Annotated in this window: 15 protein-coding genes, 2 rRNA genes and 1 pseudogene; 4 read left to right on the plus strand and 14 right to left on the minus strand. The window is 73.1% G+C overall.

Features of this window, described 5'->3' with window-relative positions; genetic code table 11:
• The first annotated feature begins 199 nt into the window (after window positions 1-199).
• Complete coding sequence (locus QC283_RS23125) at window positions 200-2002, plus strand: glycoside hydrolase family 15 protein (protein ID WP_279563565.1); 1803 nt, start codon at window positions 200-202, stop codon at window positions 2000-2002.
• Between the two features lie 232 nt (window positions 2003-2234).
• Window positions 2235-3869 (plus strand): PucR family transcriptional regulator, encoded by a 1635-nt coding sequence (locus tag QC283_RS23130; protein WP_279563541.1) that lies wholly within the window; start codon window positions 2235-2237, stop codon window positions 3867-3869.
• 23 nt (window positions 3870-3892) lie between these two features.
• Here QC283_RS23130 and QC283_RS23135 read toward each other — a convergent pair whose 3' ends face one another.
• The 6 genes from QC283_RS23135 to QC283_RS23160 all read right to left on the minus strand — a co-directional run bounded on the left by QC283_RS23135 (window position 3893) and on the right by QC283_RS23160 (window position 10273).
• Entirely contained in the window at window positions 3893-5038 is a 1146-nt protein-coding gene (locus tag QC283_RS23135) for a glycosyltransferase family 4 protein (RefSeq protein WP_279563542.1), read from the minus strand.
• A gap of 186 nt (window positions 5039-5224) precedes the next feature.
• Window positions 5225-5986, minus strand: coding sequence for a hypothetical protein (locus tag QC283_RS23140; RefSeq protein ID WP_279563543.1), 762 nt, complete (start codon window positions 5984-5986; stop codon window positions 5225-5227).
• Window positions 5987-6367: 381 nt separating this feature from the next.
• Entirely contained in the window at window positions 6368-8086 is a 1719-nt protein-coding gene (gene recN / locus QC283_RS23145; protein WP_279563566.1) for a DNA repair protein RecN, read from the minus strand.
• 186 nt (window positions 8087-8272) lie between these two features.
• Complete coding sequence (locus QC283_RS23150; protein ID WP_279563544.1) at window positions 8273-9178, minus strand: NAD kinase; 906 nt, start codon at window positions 9176-9178, stop codon at window positions 8273-8275.
• Window positions 9175-9990, minus strand: coding sequence for a TlyA family RNA methyltransferase (locus QC283_RS23155; RefSeq protein WP_279563545.1), 816 nt, complete (start codon window positions 9988-9990; stop codon window positions 9175-9177). The genes QC283_RS23150 and QC283_RS23155 overlap by 4 nt, the downstream gene beginning before the upstream one ends.
• A 7-nt stretch (window positions 9991-9997) precedes the next feature.
• Window positions 9998-10273, minus strand: a complete 276-nt coding sequence (locus QC283_RS23160) for a hypothetical protein (protein ID WP_279563546.1) — start codon at window positions 10271-10273, stop codon at window positions 9998-10000.
• 42 nt (window positions 10274-10315) lie between these two features.
• Here QC283_RS23160 and QC283_RS23165 point away from each other — a divergent pair, with 42 nt between their 5' ends.
• Window positions 10316-10663, plus strand: coding sequence for an SCP2 sterol-binding domain-containing protein (locus QC283_RS23165; protein WP_279563547.1), 348 nt, complete (start codon window positions 10316-10318; stop codon window positions 10661-10663).
• Here QC283_RS23165 and QC283_RS23170 read toward each other — a convergent pair.
• From QC283_RS23170 to QC283_RS23185, 4 genes are all read right to left on the minus strand, one after another.
• Window positions 10647-11594, minus strand: coding sequence for an ABC transporter ATP-binding protein (locus QC283_RS23170; RefSeq protein WP_279563548.1), 948 nt, complete (start codon window positions 11592-11594; stop codon window positions 10647-10649). The genes QC283_RS23165 and QC283_RS23170 overlap by 17 nt on opposite strands.
• Complete coding sequence (locus QC283_RS23175; protein ID WP_279563567.1) at window positions 11591-12646, minus strand: FecCD family ABC transporter permease; 1056 nt, start codon at window positions 12644-12646, stop codon at window positions 11591-11593. Before QC283_RS23175 ends, QC283_RS23170 begins: the two co-directional genes overlap by 4 nt.
• Window positions 12647-12678: 32 nt before the next feature.
• A complete protein-coding gene (locus QC283_RS23180) occupies window positions 12679-13725 on the minus strand; it encodes a FecCD family ABC transporter permease (RefSeq protein WP_279563549.1) in 1047 nt (348 codons plus the stop codon).
• Between the two features lie 141 nt (window positions 13726-13866).
• A complete protein-coding gene (locus QC283_RS23185; protein WP_279563550.1) occupies window positions 13867-14904 on the minus strand; it encodes an HAD-IIA family hydrolase in 1038 nt (345 codons plus the stop codon).
• Between the two features lie 72 nt (window positions 14905-14976).
• Between QC283_RS23185 and QC283_RS23190 the strand changes: the two genes are divergently transcribed.
• A complete protein-coding gene (locus QC283_RS23190) occupies window positions 14977-16269 on the plus strand; it encodes a DUF1015 domain-containing protein (protein WP_279563551.1) in 1293 nt (430 codons plus the stop codon).
• A gap of 74 nt (window positions 16270-16343) precedes the next feature.
• Here QC283_RS23190 and QC283_RS23195 read toward each other — a convergent pair whose 3' ends face one another.
• From QC283_RS23195 to QC283_RS23210, 4 genes and pseudogenes are all read right to left on the minus strand, one after another.
• Window positions 16344-17120: a tetratricopeptide repeat protein gene (locus QC283_RS23195; RefSeq protein ID WP_279563568.1), complete on the minus strand. Its 777-nt coding sequence runs from the start codon at window positions 17118-17120 to the stop codon at window positions 16344-16346.
• Window positions 17121-17135: 15 nt separating this feature from the next.
• A pseudogene (locus QC283_RS23200) lies at window positions 17136-17990 on the minus strand (tetratricopeptide repeat protein); the annotation flags it as partial.
• A gap of 157 nt (window positions 17991-18147) precedes the next feature.
• Window positions 18148-18264: ribosomal RNA gene (gene rrf / locus QC283_RS23205) — 5S ribosomal RNA — on the minus strand.
• 107 nt (window positions 18265-18371) lie between these two features.
• Window positions 18372-18476 (minus strand): 23S ribosomal RNA (locus tag QC283_RS23210); the annotation flags it as partial.

The following is an 18476-nucleotide window of genomic DNA, read 5'->3' on the forward strand; positions in this document are numbered from 1 at the left end:
AGCACCGGAACAACGAGAGCTCGTCAGTTCGCTAGTTCGCTAGTTCGCTGAGCAACAATTGTCGTTTGCGGCACAGCGTTTGGCTTCACGGCCGGACGGCTGCTTTGCTTCATGGCTCAACGACGCATGACACCACCCCTTGACCGCACCAGCGACCGCCCCCATGCGGGGTGACGTGGCCGTTCGACTGGAGTTGCACGTGGCCGGGCGCATCGAAGACTACGCACTCATCGGAGACATGCAGACCGCCGCCCTGGTCTGCCGGGACGGCACAGTCGACTGGCTGTGCCTGCCCCGCTTCGACTCGCATGCCATCTTCGCCGGTCTGCTGGGCACCGGGGAACACGGCTTCTGGCGGATGGGCCCCGCCTACGCCCCCGGAGCCGAACCGCCCACCGCCAACCGGCGGACCTACCGCGGCGACTCACTGATCCTGGAGTCCGAGTGGGACACCCCGCGCGGCACGGTCCGGGTGACCGATTTCATGCCGCCGCGCGACGGCGCGCCGCAGCTGATCCGGATCGTGGAGGGCGTCTCCGGCCGGGTGCCGATGCGCTCGGAGCTGCGGATGCGGTTCAGCTACGGCCGTGTGGTCCCGTGGGTGCACAAGCACGAGGGCCGTACGGTGGCCGTCGCGGGCCCCGACTCCGTGTGGTTCGACACGGAGGCCGAGACCTACGGCAAGGCGCTCACCACGTACGCGGACTTCACGGTCACCCCGGGTGACCGGATCGCGTTCACCATCTCCTGGGAGCCCTCGCACAAGGAGCCGCCGCCGCTGCCGGAGCCGGAGCAGTCCCTGGAGGCGACGGAGGACTTCTGGCACGACTGGGTCGAGCACTGCACGTACCACGGGCCCTACCGGGAGGCCGTGGTCCGCTCCCTGATCACGCTGAAGGCCCTCACGTACGCCCCCACCGGCGGCATCGTCGCCGCCCCCACCACCTCCCTGCCGGAGGACATCGGCGGCGTCCGCAACTGGGACTACCGCTACACCTGGCTGCGCGACGCGGCGATCACCCTGTCCTCGCTGCTGCGCACCGGCTACCGCGAGGAGGCCCGCGCCTGGCGCGAGTGGCTGCTCCGCGCGGTCGCCGGCGACCCGGAAAACCTGCAGATCATGTACGGCATCGCCGGTGAGCGCGAGCTCGGCGAGGCGGAGCTGGACTGGCTGCCCGGATACGAGGGCTCCACACCGGTCCGGGTCGGCAACGGCGCCGCGCACCAGCTCCAGCTGGACGTCTACGGCGAGGTCACCGAGGCCCTGCACCTGGCCCACATGACGGGCCTGTCCCGCAACGACTACGCCTCGGTGCTCCAGCTCAAGCTGATCCGCTACCTGGAGGACCACTGGCAGGAGCCGGACGAGGGCATCTGGGAGGTGCGCGGCCCGCGCCGCCACTTCGTGCACTCCAAGGTGATGGCCTGGGTCGCCGTGGACCGCACCATCAAGCTGATCGAGTCCGGCGACGCCGACGGCCCGCTGGAGCGCTGGAAGCAGCTGCGCGACGACATCCACCGGGACGTGTGCGAGAAGGGCTACGACAAGGAACGCAACACCTTCACGCAGTCCTACGGCTCCCAGGAGCTGGACGCCTCGCTGCTGCTGATCCCGCAGATGGGCTTCCTGCCGCCGGACGACAAGCGGGTCATCGGCACCATCGAGGCCATCCAGCGCGAGCTGTCCACCTCGGACGGCTTCATCCTGCGCTACCCGACGGAGGGCGGCAGCGAGGGCGTCGACGGCCTGCCCGGCGACGAGGGCGCCTTCCTCGCCTGCTCGTTCTGGATGGCCGACGACCTGGCGATGATCGGCCGCGTGGACGAGGCCCGCAGGCTCTTCGAGAAGCTCCTCTCCCTCCGCAACGACCTGGGCCTCCTGGCCGAGGAGTGGGACCCCCGCCTCCAACGCCAGGTCGGCAACTTCCCCCAGGCCTTCAGCCACGTACCGCTGATCGACACGGCCCTGCGCCTGACGGCGAGCGGAGCGTACGGAGGCTGAGCCGGCCGGCCGGCCGCCGCTGCGGGCAGTCGTGCGCGTGACTGCGGGCCGTCACGCGCGCCGCTGCGGGCAGTCGTGCTGCTGGGGCGGCACGGGTGGGCGCGGCGGCACCCCGTGAGCGCCGGGCCGCGCGACCCACCCCCGCCCCGCCCCCACGCCGGGCACGCCAAAGGCACCGCGCACCGCGCACCGCGGATGTACCCGCCCCCACCCCGCGGGTACCGTCCGCTGCATGACCATCCCCAGCGCACCCCCGCCCTCGGGGATCACCGTGCAGCGCGCCCTGGAGCTCCCCGGCCTCCGCAGCGGCCTGCCGGAGATCCTCGCCGGCGCCGACCGCCTGCACCGCACCGTGCGCTGGGTGCACGCCGGCGAGGTCCCCAACATCGCCTCCCTCCTCAAGGGCGGCGAACTCCTCCTCACCACGGGCTACGGCCTCGGCACCCGCCCCGCCGAGCAGCGCGCGTTCGTCCGCACCCTCGCCGAGCGCGGCATCGCGGCCCTCGTCATGGAGCTCGGCCCGCGTTTCGCGAGACTTCCCGCGGCCCTCGTGGACACGGCCCGCGCGGCCGGACTGCCACTGGTCCAGCTGCACCGCGAAGTGCCGTTCGTGACGGTCACCGAGGAGATCCACACCGAGATCGTCAACGGCCACTACGCGCTGCTCCAGCGGGCCGAGGAGGTGCACCGCCGCTGCACGGAGGCTCTCCTCGGCGGCGGCGGGGTGCCCCAGGTGCTCGGCATCCTGGCCGACTTCGGCGACAACCCGGTCTTCCTGGAGACCACCGACGGCCGCCTGCTGTACGCCGCCGGATCCGGCCCCGAGGGCGCGGACCCGCTCCAGGTGTGGGAAGGGCTGCGCGGCCCGCACAAGGACGCCCCGCCTCCGGCGGGCTCGGTCCTGGTGGACGTGCCCGGCGGCGGCCCGGGCGCCGGGTCGGTACGCGCCCGGCTCGTCCTGCTGCCCGTACGGTCCCCGCTGGCGCCGGTGCACCGGATGGCGGCGGAGCGGGCGGCCGGCATCCTCGCCGTGGTGCTGATGCAGGCACGTCAGGAGGAGGAACTGGCGGCGCGCGGGCGCGGCGACTTCCTCACCGATCTCGCCGAGGGCCGGATCACGGCGCAGGACGCCCCGGCGCAGGCCCGCGTCCTGGGCTTCAAGCCGGGCGGCAGCCCGCTTCTCCCCGTGGTGATGCGCCTCGGCGACACCCTGTCCCCCGCCGGCGGCGGCTGGGCGGTGCTGGCGCGCGCGGTCGCCGAGGAGCTCGCGTCGGTCGGGGTGCCCGTCCTGCTGGGCGTACGGCCGGTGGAGGGGCGGGTGCCCCTCCTGCTGGGCCTGCGCTCGGAGTCGGAGCGGGCCGCGGTCGCGGACCGGGTCGCGGCGGCACTGCGGGCGGGCGCGGAGCGGGCCGGCATGCGACAGCCGGGGGCGCAGCCGCCCGTCGTGGTCGTCGGGGTGGCCGGCGGCTGGGCGGCGGCGTCGGCGGGCCTCAGACACGCGGCGGAGACGGCGACCGCGGCCCAGGGCCTCACCGACCGGCCCTGGTACGACGCCCGGCGACTCGACATCGACCTGCTGCTGTGGCGGCTGCGCGACCATCCGGATCTCGCGGCCTTCGTGGACCGGGCGATCGGCCCCCTGCGCGACCACGACAACCGCTCCAAGCCTTCTCTGCTGCCCACCCTCCAGACGTACCTGGCGCACGCGGGCCGCAAGGCGGAGACGGCGCGCGAACTCCATCTCAACCGGCAGACGCTGTACAACCGGCTGGCGAGGATCGGGGAGTTGCTGGGCACGGACCTCGACGATCCGCAGACCGTCCTGGCGTTGAGCCTGGCCCTGCGGGCGCGCCGCCACGTGCCGTGAGACAGCACGCCGGAGCGGCGCGCTCAGAGCAGCGGCGTGGGCTGCGTCAACTCGTCGTAGACACTGAGGACCTGGGCGACGGTCTCGTCCTCGGTCGGCCAGGTGGCCGCCTGCCGTACGCCCTCGTCCCGCAGCGCCTCGCGTCGTCCGGGGTCGTCGAGCAGCCGGACGACGGCGTCGGCGAGCGCCTCCGCGTCCCTGGGCGGGACCAGTTCGGCGGCGCCGCCGACGAGTTCGGGAATGCCGCCCACATCGCTCGCGACGAGCGGCACACGCGCGTGGAGGGCCTCCTGGGCGAGGACGGAGCGCGCCTCCCGACGGCTGGGCAGCAGGGCGAGGTCGGCCGCCCCCAGCAGGTCGGTGATGTCGTCGCGGCTGCCGATGAGCACCACCGGCAGCTCCTCGTCCTCGATCCGCCGCTGCAACTCGCCGCGCAGGGGGCCCTCCCCGGCGACGACGACCAGGGGGGCCGGGTCGAGGCGGCGCCACGTGCGCGCGGCGTCGAGCAGGACGTCGTACCCCCGGTGCCGCTCCAGGGAGCCGACCGAGATCAGCAACGGGCGTGCGATGGCTCCGAGTTCGGCCCGGATCTTGGCACGCCTCAGGTCCGGGTCATCGGGCTCGGCCGGCCGGCACGGTCGGGCGGGGAGCGCGACGGGGCCGAGCCGGGCGTCCCGCGCGCCGGTTCGCCGCGCCCGGTCGACCAGTTCGGAGGTGGCGCCGAGCACCACGGTGGCGGCCTTCATCACCCGTCGCTCCAGTACGCGCAGCAGTTGGGCGCGCGCTCCTTCGGCATGGACCCGGTCGTGCCAGGTGACGACGAGCGGAGTGCGGACCCGCCGTCCGCCGAGGGCCAGCGCGGCGCGGAAGGAGGCGTGCAGCCCATGCGCGTGCACCAGGTCGGCGTCCGTGCACACCGCGCGCAGCGCTGCCACGGAGACGGGATCGCTGCTGCGCGGCACGGGCACGTGGCCGGCTCCGGCACCCGTGAAGTCGTAGGTGCGTTCCGCATCGGAGGGGGCGCACACCGTCACTTTCACGCCCCGTGCGACGAGTCCCGCGGCCAGGGAGCGCACATGCGTGCTACTGCCGGCGTTGCCGCCGCCCAGCACCTGCACGGTGCGCAGCGGCGACTGGCCGTGCGGCGAGTGGCTGCTCACGGGGGTCACGTGGCCGGGGACTCCTGGTTCGGCGGGGGACGGTCACGAAGAACGTACAGAAGGATGGTGCGGGGAGGGCGCGCCGCGCGGTTTCCGGCGTGCTGCTCCGTCAAGGATGCCAGGCCGTACGGGTGTTCCGGGAACGATGGCCCTCGCGAGAGGGGACCGTCGGGCAACGGGACAAGGCCAGTTCACTCACACGAGTGAGCGTGCCGCCTCGCTCACCTTCTCCCCGTACGCCGCCGCGGCCACGAGGGCCACCGTGTGCGCGGCGAGCCCCGCCCGGCCGTTCCCGGCCACCACCGCGACGCCCAGGGCCGCGCCCAGCGCGTGTGCTCCCGTGTCACCGAGCATCGTGCGCTCGGCGAGGTCGTCGGGCAGTACGGCCGACGCGGACCCCATGGCGGCGGCGGCCGCCTCCGCTCCGGGGCCCCCGCGCAGCAGCCCCGGCGCCCCGAGCGCGAGGACCGACGCACCCGCCCGGCCCGGGCGTACGTCCACGAGGTTGACGAAGTGCGCGGCCCCGGCGATGACGGCGCCCGCGAGCACCTTGTCCAGCGGCCGTTCCTTCATCACCGCGCCGGCGACGAGCCCGGCCGCGGAGATGCCGAGCAGCTTCACCGCCCCGCTGGTGACCTCGCCGTTCCGCAGCGCCGACAGGTGCGCCCGGAACCCGCGCCGGGGATCCTCGGCGCCCACCGCGTCGTCGTAGGCCCCGCAGACACCGGCGGCGAGCACGGCGAACCCGGCGGCGGGCCGTACCCGTGCCGTCCCCACCGCCGCCGCCACGGCGCACGCGGGTCCGGCGTAGAGGTCCACGGTCCGTCCGGCGTGGTTCTCGCGCTCCCAGCGTTCCCGGCGGCCCGGCGCAGTGGCGCGCAGCGCGGTCAGGCCGGTCCGCGCGAGGGCGGCGGCGAGGGCGAAGGAGGTGCCGGTCCGGCGGGCGCGCTCGATCATCGGGCCACCCTACGGGACCCCCGGCGAGTGGCCTCTCCCGAACGCCGGCACGGCGCCGCGCCGGACGGCTTCACGGCACCGCACCGAACGCCCGCACGGGCACCGCGCCGGCGAAGCACCCGCTGAACCCACCGCGGTCGCGTCCCGCCGCCGGAGTGCCGTGCCGCCAGGACGCGCAGGCGGCATGGGATCCTGCCGGTCCTCGTCGGCGCCGAAGGCACGCCCGGAGCACCTGGCCCGCCCGGAGCGCCCGGCCCGCACGAAGCACCTGGCCCGCACGGAGCACCTGGGGCGGCACCGGACGTCGCGCCCACCCGGGCTGCGGTTCCGGTGGGCCGGCCGGTTCCGCACCGGGCACCGGTTCGTGACCGGGCCGGGCCTCTACGCGTCCGCCCTGGCCGTCTCGAGCAGTTCCTCCGCGTGGGCCCGGGCCGTCTCCGAGTCCTCCTGGCCGGCCAGCATCCGGGACAGCTCCCGGATCCGTTCCTCGCCCTCCAGCACCTTCACGCCGGACCGGGTCACCGATCCGTCGCTCGTCTTCTCCACCAGCAGCTGCCGGTCGGCGAACGCGGCCACCTGCGGAAGATGCGTGACGACCACGACCTGCGCGCTCTTCGCGAGCCGCGCCAGGCGCCGCCCGATCTCCACCGCCGCCTTGCCGCCGACACCGGCGTCGACCTCGTCGAAGAGGTACGTCGGCACCGGGTCCGTACCCGCGAACACGACCTCCACGGCCAGCATCACGCGCGACAGCTCACCGCCGGACGCGCCCTTGGCGATCGGTCGCGCCGGCGTGCCCGGATGCGGGGCGAGCAGCAGCTCGACCTCGTCGGCGCCCGACGGCCCGTAGGCGACCGTGCGTCCACCGACCTCCACGCCCTCCGGATCCTCGGCCTGCCGGATCGCGAACGACACGCGCGCGTGGGGCATCGCGAGCGAGGCCAGCTCGGCGGTCACCGCGGCGGCGAACCGCTCCGCCGCCTCCGTCCGCGCGTCCGTCAGTGCCTGCGCCAGCCCGCCCAGCTCCGCCCTGAGCGCGTCCCGCTCGGCGGTCAGCTCACCGATCCGCTCGTCGTCGCCGTCCAGCTCGGTCACCCGCGCGGCGCTCCGCTCGGCCCAGGTCAGCACGGCGCCGACGTCCTCGCCGTACTTCCGGGTCAGCGCGGTGAGCGCGGCCCGGCGCTCCTCGACCGCCGCCAGCCGCAGCGGGTCGGCGTCCAGGTCGTCGGCGTACCCCGCCAGCTCCCCGGCCACGTCGCGCAGCAGGATCCCGACCTCGCCGATCCGCTCGGCGAGCGCGGCCAGCGCCGGGTCGTGCGACCGTACGGCCTCCAGGGCCCGCTGAGCGCCCGCGACGAGCGTCGCCGCGTCCACTCCCTCGGGGTCCTCCGGATTGCCCGCCAGGGCGGCGTGAGCGGCCGTGGCCGCCGACGCGAGCGCCTCGGCGTGGCCCAGCCGCTCCGCCTCCTCCGCCAGCTCGGCGTCCTCACCCGGGCGCGGCTCGACGGCCGAGACCTCGTCGAGGCCGTAGCGCAGCAGATCGGCCTCCTGGGCGCGCTCACGCGCGCGGGTGGTGATCTCGTCCAGCTCCGTGGCGACGGCCCGCAGCCGGCGGTAGGCCCCGGCGTACTTGGCGAGCGGTCCGGCGACCGCGTCACCCGCGTACCGGTCCAGCGCCTGCCGCTGCCGGGACAGTTTGAGCAGTCCCTGCTGGTCGGTCTGCCCGTGCACGGCCACCAGTTCGTCGGCCAGCTCGGCGAGCATCCCCACGGGCACCGACCGCCCGCCGAGGTGCGCGCGCGACCGCCCTTCGGCGGACACGGTACGGCTGATCAGCAGCGCCCCGTCGTCCAGCTCGGCCCCGGCCTCCTCGGCCCGGACGGCGACCGCGGCGTCCGCGGGCACGGCGATCCGCCCCTCGACGACCGCGCTCCTCGCGCCGATCCGCACGAGCGCCGCGTCCGCGCGTCCACCCAGCAGCAGGCCCAGGCTGGTGACCACCATGGTCTTGCCGGCACCCGTCTCACCGGTGACAGCGGTGAACCCGGGCGACAGCTCGACCACGGCGTCGTCGATGACTCCGAGCGACCGTATCCGCATCTCCTCAAGCACGCACCCGACCTTACGAGGTCCGAGCGGGCAAGCGCACACAGGCCGCCTGTGTCACCCCGGGAAGTGCATGCCCTCAGGGACGCGGGACCGCGCTGATGGCGGCTGCGCCGCGGGGCGCGACCAGCCACGACGCACCCGCGGCCCGCGAGGTGACGAACCACCCCATCGAGTCCGCTAGTGCGGAGCGCCCCGCCACCCGGACACCGGCAACGCGAACTTCGCCACCAGCCGGTCGGTGAACGACGCGTGATGCAGCCGGGCCAGCCGCACCGGGACCGCCCCCCGCCGTACCTCCACCCGCGCCCCCGGCGGCAGGTCCACCGTCCGCCGCCCGTCGCACCACAGCACCCCCGGCGGAATGTGCGGCAGCACCTCCACCACGAGCACCGAGTCCGGCGAGGTCACCAGCGGCTTCGCGAACAGCGCGTGCGCGCTGATCGGCACCATCAGCAGCGCCTCGACCTCGGGCCACACCACCGGCCCCCCGGCCGAGAAGGCGTACGCCGTCGACCCGGTCGGCGTCGACAGCACGATGCCGTCGCAGCCGAAGCCCGTCACCGGCCGGCCGTCGATCTCCAGCACGACCTCGAGCAGCTTCTCGGCACCGGCCTTCTGCACGGCGGCCTCGTTCAGCGCCCAGTCGGTGTGCACGATGTCGCCGTTTCGGTGCACGACGACGTCGACGGTCATCCGCTCCTCGACCTCGTACGCCCGGTTCACCACCCGGTCGACGACCTTGTCGAGGTCGTCGCGCTCGGCCTCCGCGAGGAAGCCGACCCGGCCGAGGTTGACGCCGAGCATCGGGACCCCGGAGGCGCGGGCGAACTCCGCGCCGCGCAGCAGCGTGCCGTCACCGCCGAGCACGATGAGCAGCTCGCACCCGTCGAGGCACTGCGTGGTGGCCTCGCCGACCAGTTCCACCTCGTCCGGCAGCGGCAGATCACGCGCCTCGTCCTCCAGGACGCGCACGCCGATCCCGGCGAGCAGCAGCCCCTTGACCACGAGCTCCGCACTGCGGATGGCCGCGGGACGCCCGGTGTGGGCGAGCAGGAAAACAGTACGCGCTCGGTTCTGTGTCAACTCGGCCCCTCCGCCACTGCACGGTCAACGTCGGCCGGGTCCAGTGCGTCGGCCCCGGCCCGCAGCCACAGAAAATACTCGACGTTCCCGGAGGGACCGGGCAGCGGACTGGCGGTGACCCCCTCCACTCCGAGTCCCAGCTCCCCGGCCTTCTGGGCGACCGTCCGCACGGCCTCGGCCCGCAGCTGCGCGCTGCGTACCACTCCCCCGCTGCCCAGCCGCTCCTTCCCCACCTCGAACTGCGGCTTCACCATCATCACCAGGTCGGCGTCCGGCCGTGCGCACCGCACCAGCGCGGGCAGTACCAGTCCGAGCGGGATGAAGGACAGGTCCCCCACGACAAGGTCCACGGGCTCCCCACCGATCGCCTCCGGCGTCAGTTCGCGTACATTCGTACGGTCCTTGACGGTGACGCGTTCATCCTGCTGGAGAGACCAGGCGAGCTGTCCGTATCCGACGTCGACGGCCACGACGTGCGCGGCGCCCGACCGCAGCAGTACGTCGGTGAAGCCTCCGGTGGAGGCTCCGGCGTCCAGCGCCCGGCGCCCCTCGACGACGAGCCCCCGCGGGACGAACGCCGACAGGGCGCCGGCCAGCTTGTGGCCGCCGCGCGAGACGTAGTCGGGGTCGCTGTCGTCGGTGGTCACGACGATCGCGGCGGCGGTCTCCACCTGCGTGGCGGGCTTGGTCGCGACGGTCTTGCCGACGGCGACCCGCCCGGCGGCGATCAGCTGGCTGGCGTGCTCACGCGAGCGCGCCAGCTTGCGGCGGACCAGCTCCGCGTCGAGACGGCGGCGTGCGACTCCTGCCACGTTCGGTTCAGCTCCTGTTTTCGTGAGGTGGTGGGGGCCCCGGAGGTCCCGGGCGGGCGTCGAGCGCGGTGAGCGCGTCGCGCAGCCCCCGGTGTACATCCTCGTACACCTCGACATGTCCGTCCGTGGCCAGGTGGTCGGCGTCGGCCAGTCGCGCCAGCCGGGCGTCCACCTCGGCGTTTCCGGTGGGGGCGCGGGGGACGTCCAGGGGGGCGGGCGCGGCGGGCTCGTACGCGGGGTGCGCCTCCTCCGCCTCCTGCGGCTCCGGTACTGCGTCGCTCATGCCCTGACGCTACCGCGTGCGGCTGGGGTACGGTCGGTCCCGATGGCGACGACTGAGGAGTGCCGCGCCGCACTCGAAAAGCTCTCGGACGACATGCGGGGCGCCGAAGGGGACGTGCGGTCGGCCACCGAGCTGGACCGCTCGGTGAGCTGTCACATCACCGACCTGGACGTCACCTTCACCGGACGCATGGCGGACGGCCGCGTCGACGTGCGCGAGACCCTTGAGGGGCCGCCGCGCGAGAAGGCCGAGATCCGGCTGGCGATGACCGGCGACGACCTGGTGGCCCTGGTCGACGGCGAGCTGAACTTCGCCAAGGCCTGGGGTTCGGGCCGGGTGAGGCTGGAGGCGGGTCTGCGTGACCTTTTCCGCCTCAGGAAGCTTCTGTAGCCGCCACCTTCTCGCCCGCCTTCCCGCTCGTCTTCTCGCTCGTCTTCTCGCCCGCCTTCCCGCTCGTCTTCTCGAGCCGGGCGTCACCCGCGCCCCGTGCCTTGCGCGCGGCCGGCACCACCAGCGGCGTGCCCGTCTCCGGGTCGTCGATGACCTGGCAGCGCAGCCCGAAGACCCGCTCGACGAGTCCGGCCGTGACGATGTCCTTCGGCGCGCCCTCGGCGATGATCTCGCCGTCGCGCAGGGCGATGAGGTGGGTGGCGTACCGGGCGGCGTGGTTGAGGTCGTGCAGGACGGCCACGAGTGTGCGGCCCTGCTCCTCGTGGAGTTCCGCGCACAGGTCGAGGACGTCGATCTGGTGCTGGATGTCCAGGTACGTCGTCGGCTCGTCGAGCAGCAGCAGCGGGGTCTGCTGGGCGAGCGCCATGGCGATCCACACACGCTGACGCTGGCCGCCGGAGAGTTCGTCGACGTAGCGCTCGGCGAGGTCCAAGATGCCGGTCTGGGCCATCGACTCCTGGACGACCCGCTCGTCCTCGGTCGACCACTGGCGCAGGATCCCCTGGTGCGGGTAGCGGCCCCGGCCGACGAGGTCGCCGACAGTGATCCCGTCGGGCGCGATGGACGACTGCGGCAGCAGGCCCAGGGTCCGCGCGACATGCTTGGCGGGCATCGACTGGATGACCGACCCGTCCAGCAGCACCCGGCCCTGGGTGGGCTTGAGCATCCGCGACAGGGCCCGCAGCAGGGTGGACTTGCCGCACGCGTTCGGGCCGACGATCACGGTGAAGGAGTTGTCGGGTATCTCCACCGACAGCTTCTCCGCGATGACACGCTGGTCGTAGGCGAGGGTGACGTTCTCGGCGGTCAGGCGGTTCACGTTGCTCCTTTGGTTGTTCAGCCCGCTGCGGACACCGGTTCCGGCGCTCATACTCGGCCCGCCTTCCGCTCGGTGACCAGCAGCCACAGCAGGTAGACGCCGCCGAGCACGCCGGTGACCACACCGACGGGCAGCTGGTCGGCGCCGAAGGCCCGCTGCGAGATCCAGTCGGCGCTGACCAGCAGGGCGGCACCCATGCAGAGGGACGGCAGCAGGTTGGGACCCGGCGAACGGGTCAGGCGCCGGGCGAGCTGCGGCGCGGTGAGCGCGACGAAGCTGACCGGTCCCGCGGCGGCGGTGGCGGCGGCGGTGAGCAGCACGGCGGCCACCATGAGCAGCGCCCGCACGCGCTCGACACGCACGCCGAGGGCGTACGAGATGTCGTCGCCCATCTCCATCATCCGCAGTGCCCGTCCGTTGGTGAGCACCAGCGGAACGAGCACGGCGCACAGCGCGAGCAGAGGCCAGACGTGGTCCCAGTCGCGGCCGTTGAGGGAGCCGGTCATCCAGACCACGGCGCGGGAGGCGTCGACGATGTCGGCCCGGGTGAGCAGATAGCCGTTGACCGCCGTGACGATCGCGGACATGCCGATACCGACCAGGACCAGCCGGTAACCGTGCACGCCCCGCTTCCAGGCGAGCAGGTAGATGGCGAGTCCGGTCACCAGGCCGCCCACGAGGGCGCCGACGGTGACCTGGGCCGAGCTGCCGGAGAACAGGACGATCATCGTGAGGGCTCCGGCCGTCGCACCCTGCCCGAGGCCGAGCACGTCCGGACTGCCGAGCGGGTTGCGCGAGATGGCCTGGAACAGCGCCCCGCCCACCCCGAGGGCGGCGCCGACCAGCAGTCCGACCAGGACCCGCGGCAGCCGCAGTTCGTTGACGATGAACTCCTGACCCGCGTTGCCCTCGCCGACCAGGGTCTTCAGCACGTCGCCTGCCGGTATCGGGAAGTCGCCGGTGCCGATCAGCACCACGCTCGCGGCGAGCGCGACGCCCAGCAGCAGGACGACGACGGCCACGGTCCGGACATCGAGGCGGAACGAGAGCCCGCCCGGGCTCCGCACGGCTCGGGTGGTCTTCACGGCTCGGGTGGTCTTCATGGCCTTCCCGGCCTTCCCGGTCTTCCCGTTCTTCACAGCTGGGCCGTCCTCCGCCGTCGTACGAGATAGATGAAGACCGGCCCGCCCAGGACGGCGGTGACGATGCCGACCTGGAGCTCGGAGGGCCGTGCGACGATCCGGCCGAGGATGTCCGCGCCCAGCAGCAGCACGGGCGACAGGATCGCGGCGTACGGCAGGATCCAGCGCATGTCGGGTCCGGTGAAGGAGCGGACGATGTGCGGCACCATCAGCCCGACGAACACGATCGGCCCGCAGGCGGCGGTCGCGGCCCCGCACAGTACGGTCGCGGCGAGCATGGACAGCGCCCGGGTGCGGTTCAGGTGGGCACCGAGCGCTCTGGCGGTGTCGTCGCCCATCTCCATGGCGTTGAGCGGCCGGGAGAGCGCGAGGGCCAGGACGGTGCCCGCCACGAAGAACGGGAGCACCTCCTTGATGGTGCCGTTCGTCGCCGACGAGAGCGAACCCACCGTCCAGAAACGCATCCTGCCCAGCGCCGCGTCGTCCATGATCATCACGGCCTGGAGGTAGCCGAAGAGCGCGGCGCTGATCGCGGTGCCAGCCAGCACCAGCCGTACCGGCGTGGCTCCCCGGCTGCCGCCCAGGAACCAGACCAGCGCCCCGACCCCCGCCGCGCCGGCGAAGGCGAACCACACGTACCCGGTCAGCGAGGTGACGCCGAAGAAGCTGATGGCCGTGACGACCGCCGCCGAGGCGCCCGCGTTGATGCCGAGCAGGCCGGGATCGGCCAGCGGATTGCGGGTGAGCGCCTGCAGCACGGCTCCCGCGAGGCCGAGCGCGGCACCGGCGAGCAGACCGAGCACGGTCCGCGACAGCCGCTCGCCCACCACTACGTCGCCGTACGTGCCCGAGTCGTGGAACAGGCCGTGCCAGACCTGCGCCAGGGACAGGTCCTTCGCGCCGATCGCGATGCTCGTCAACGCGATGAGCACCAGGACCGCCGCGGCGACGGGCAGCCCGACGGCACGTAGGACGCGGCGCTTCGGGGGCGGCGCGGGGGCGGTCTCCGCGCGCTGTTCGGGGGGACTGTCGACCAACACCCGGTTAGGTTAGCCTACCCTGCCAATCGATCACGATCCCGAGGATCTTCCCAGTCCCGAGGGATGTCCCGGGGGCCTTCCGGGGACGTCCTGGGGGGGCATCACTCGCTCCGCCGCCGGGCGCCTTCCCCGTACGACGGCTCACAACCCCAGTCGTGCCAACGCCTTCCCGGAGTCCAGCTCGCACCCCGCCTCCCCGCCCGCCGTCCAGGCCGCCGCGCACAACGCACGCAAGCCGTCGAGCGCCGCGCCGTCGCCCTCCAGCTCCAGCCGCTCCTCGCCGGCCGTGGCCTTCCAGCCGCCGCAGCGGAACCCACCGCTGCCGTCTCCCTCACCCGTGACCTCCGGCTGCCCGGTGAGCAACCCGCGCAGATCGGCGTCGACATACGTCGGCCGGTGCCGCGGCTGCGCCGCCAGCAGCCGCGCCCCGTCGGTCACCCCGGTCAGGACGAGCAGCGAGTCGACCTCCCCGTTGAACGCGCCCTCGATGTCCGTGTCCAGCCGGTCGCCCACCACCAACGGCCGCTGCGCGCCGGTCCGCAGGATCGTCTCGCGGTGCATGGGAGGCAACGGCTTCCCCGCGACCTGCGGATCGGCACCGGTCGCGATCCGTACGACCTCCACCGCCGCCCCGTTGCCCGGTGCGATGCCCCGGGCGCCCGGGATCGTCAGGTCGGTGTTGGAGGCGTACCAGGGCACGCCGCGCGAGATCGCGTAGCAGGCCTCCGCGAACCGCCCCCACGGCAGCTCCGGCCCGCCGAACCCCTGCACCACCGCCGCCGGATCGTCCTCCGCCGACTCCACCGGTTCCAGGCCGCGCTCGCGCAGCGCCACCCGCAGCCCGTCGCCGCCGATCACCAGTACGCGCGCACCCGACGGCACCTGCTCGGCGATCAGCCGGGCCACCGCCTGCGCCGACGTGATGACGTCGTCGGCACCCGTCGGTATGCCCAGCTCGGTCAGATGCTCGGCGACCGCGTCGGGGGTCCGGAGCGCGTTGTTCGTGACGTACGCCAGACGCATGCCGCCCGCGTGGGCCGTGGTGAGCGAGTCGACCGCGTGAGCGATCGCCTTCCCCCCGGCGTACACCACGCCGTCCAGGTCGAGCAGCGCCGTGTCGTACGCCTCGCTCAGGCCCCGCCCACTGCCCTCGGGCCTCGTCCTGACGCTCCGGCTCATGTGGCATCGCTCCTCGTTCGACGGCTTTCCCCCGATCATCCCCCATGCCACTGACACACGTACGATGCCGGGATGAACACTGCAGGTCACCCGGAAGCAACGGCGCGCCGGGGCCTGGAACTCACCCCGTTCCGAGGCCTCCGCTACGACCCGGACCGGGTCGGCAGCCTGGCCGCCGTGACGTCCCCGCCCTACGACGTCGTGGTCCGCCCCGACGGCCTGCTCCACCTCGAGTCGGCCGACCCGCACAACATCGTCCGCCTGATCCTTCCCCAGGCCGCCACGCCCGAGGCGCGCAACGACCAGGCCGCCCGCACTCTGCGGCGCTGGATGACGGAGGGCGTCCTGATCGCCGATCCCGAACCGGGTCTGTACGTCTACGAACAACGCGACGGCGCGGGCATGCTGCAACGCGGCATCATCGGCGCTCTGCGCGTGTCGGACCCCTCGGAGCAGGTCGTCCTGCCGCACGAGGACGTCATGCCGCACGTCGTCGCCGACCGCGCGGCGCTCATGCGGGCCACCTCGGCGAACCTCGAGCCCCTGCTCCTCACCTACCGCGGCGACGGCGCCACGACGGCCACGACCTCTCTCGTGGAACGCACCGCCGAGCAGCCGCCGCTTCTCGCGACGACCACGGAGGACGGCTTCCACCACCGCCTGTGGTCGGTGACCGAGCCCGCCGAACTGGACCGCGTCCGGTCCGAACTGGCCCGGCACCAGGCCCTCATCGCCGACGGCCACCACCGCTGGGCGACCTACCGCACACTCCGCGCGGAGCACCCCTCCCCGAGCCCCTGGGACCACGGCCTCGTCCTCCTGGTCGACACGGTCCGCTACCCACTGCGCGTCCGCGCCATCCACCGTCTGCTGCACGACCTCCCGGTACGCGACGCCGTAGCCGCCCTGGACGGCCACTTCCGCGTCCGCCGTCTCGAGACACCCCTGGCGGAGTCCATGCACGCGCTCGCGAGGACGGCCGAGGCGGGCAACGCCTTCCTGCTCGCCGGTGACGGCGCGTTCCACCTCGTCGACCGGCCGGACCCCGGCCTGCTGGCCCGCACGGTCCCCACCGACCGGCCCGAGGCCTGGCGCGCTCTGGACGCCACGGTCCTGCACGCCACGCTCCTCACCCACGTCTGGCACGTCCCGGACGACTCCGCCGCCCACGTCTCCTACATCCACGACACGGCGGCCACCGTCGCGAAGGCGGAACGCGACGGCGGTACGGCCGTACTGATGCACCCGGTCCGCGAGGAGGTCGTCCGCGAGCTGGCCCGGCAGGGCGTCACGATGCCTCGCAAGTCGACGTCCTTCGGACCGAAGCCGGCCTCGGGCCTGGTGCTGCGCGCACTGGACCTCTGACACGGCACGACGAAGGGGCGGGACCGTGTGCCGGTCCCGCCCCTTCGTCGTCATGCGATGGACGTCAGTCCTCGTCAGTCCTTCTCGCCCTCGCCGTCGGCGTCCTCGTCCGCGTCGTCGGCGTCGTCCGCGGCGGCGGAAGAGGTCGCCACGTCGCTGTCACCCTCACGCTCGTCAAGGGCGTCCATGAACTCCACGCCGTCCAGCTCGGCGAGCCGGTCGGAGGCGTCCGTGCTGCCGTCCCGGTCGGACTCCACGGCCTTGGCGAACCACTCACGCGCCTCCCGTTCCCGGCCGGCGGCCAGCAGGGCGTCGGCGTAGGCGTACCGCAGACGGGGGGTCCAGGGCTGTACGGAGTTGGAGGCCAGCTCGGGGCTCTGCAGCGTCACGATGGCCGCGTCCAGCTGCCCCATGTCACGCCGGGCGCCGGCCGCGACGAGCCGCATCTCGACCTGACCGGCCTTGTCCAGCTTGTGCACCTCGGGGGCACCCGCCATGTCCAGCGCCTTCTCCGGCCGGCCGAGCCCGCGCTCGCAGTCGGCCATCACCGGCCACAGCTCGACAGAGCCGGTCATCCGCCGTGCGGCCCGGAACTCGGCCAGCGCCTCGCTGTACTTCTGGTTGGCGTACGCGGCGAACCCGCCCGCCTCCCGTACGGCTGCGACGCGGGACGCCAGACGCAGGGCCACCTTGGAGTAGCCGTACGCCGCCTCCGGGTCCTCGTCGAGCAGCCGCGCGACCATCACCAGGTTCCTGGCGACGTCCTCCGCCAGCGTCTTGGGCAGGCTCTGCAGCTCCTGCCGTACGTCCTTGTCGATCTCGTCGCCCGTGACCTCCTCGGGGATCGGCAGGCGCTTGATCGGCTCCCGGTCCCGGTCCCGCTCCTCGCGGAATCGGCCACCGCCGCCGTGCCGGTCGTCACGCCCGTGGAAACCACCGGGCCGCCCGCCCCGGTCGTCGCGCCGGGGCCCACGGCCCCCGCGGTCGTCCCGGCCACGGAACCCGCCGCGGTCGCCACCGCGACTGTCGTCACGCCGGCCGAAGCCGCCGCGCTCACCACGGTTGTCGTCACGGCGGAAGCCACCGCGGTCACCACGGTCGTCACGCCGGAACGACGGACGGTCACCACTCCGCTCGTCGCGGCGGTCGTCGCGGCGGAAGGGGGGACGGTCGCCACTCCGGTCGTCGCGACGGAACGAGGGACGGTCACCCCGGTCACCCGGACGGTCACCACGGTCATCGCGACGGAAGGCGGGACGGTCACCACCCCGGTCGTCGCGACGGAACGAGGGACGGTCACCCCGGTCATCGCGACGGAAGGCGGGACGGTCACCACCCCGGTCGTCGCGACGGAACGAGGGACGGTCACCCCGGTCACCCGGACGGTCACCACGGTCATCGCGACGGAAGGCGGGACGGTCACCACCCCGGTCATCGCGACGGAATCCACGGTCGCCGCCACGGTCACGGTCGTCACGACGCGGCCCGCGGTCACGGTCATCACGACGCCCGTACCCGCCACCACCACGGTTGTCGTCGCGGCGCTCGTCACGACGGTCATCCCGCCGGTCGTCACGGCGGAAGCCACCGCGCTGCCCACCGCGGTCATCTCCACGGTTGTCGCGGCTGTCACGGCTGTCACGGCGGAACCCACCTCGGTCACCGCGCTGACCGCTCCGGTCACCACGGTCACCACTGTCCCGTCGCCGCTGGTCGCGCTCCGGTCGGTCGTCGGGAGAGTTGGTGGGCATCGGTGACTCCTGTCTTCGGTACTGCAAGTCATTCTCACGCAGCCGGGTACCCGGTGCGTCCTGGAAAAACGAAAGGACCCCTGGTCCCCAGCTGAACGCTGGGGACCAGGGGTCCTTTCCAAAGATTGTTCGGCGGCGTCCTACTCTCCCACAGGGTCCCCCCTGCAGTACCATCGGCGCTGTAAGGCTTAGCTTCCGGGTTCGAAATGTAACCGGGCGTTTCCCCTACGCTATGACCACCGAAACCCTAATGGTTTCGAGCGAACAAGCACACTCTTTAATTGTCTGTTCCAGCTCGAAAGCCGACAACTGTTCGTTGTCTCAGAACTAACACAGTGGACGCGAGCAACTGAGGACAAGCCCTCGGCCTATTAGTACCGGTCACCTCCACACCTTGCGGTGCTTCCAGATCCGGCCTATCAACCCAGTCGTCTACTGGGAGCCTTAACCCCTCAA

The sequence above is a fragment of the Streptomyces sp. DH41 genome, assembly GCF_029813785.1.
Taxonomy (GTDB): Bacteria; Actinomycetota; Actinomycetes; order Streptomycetales; family Streptomycetaceae; genus Streptomyces.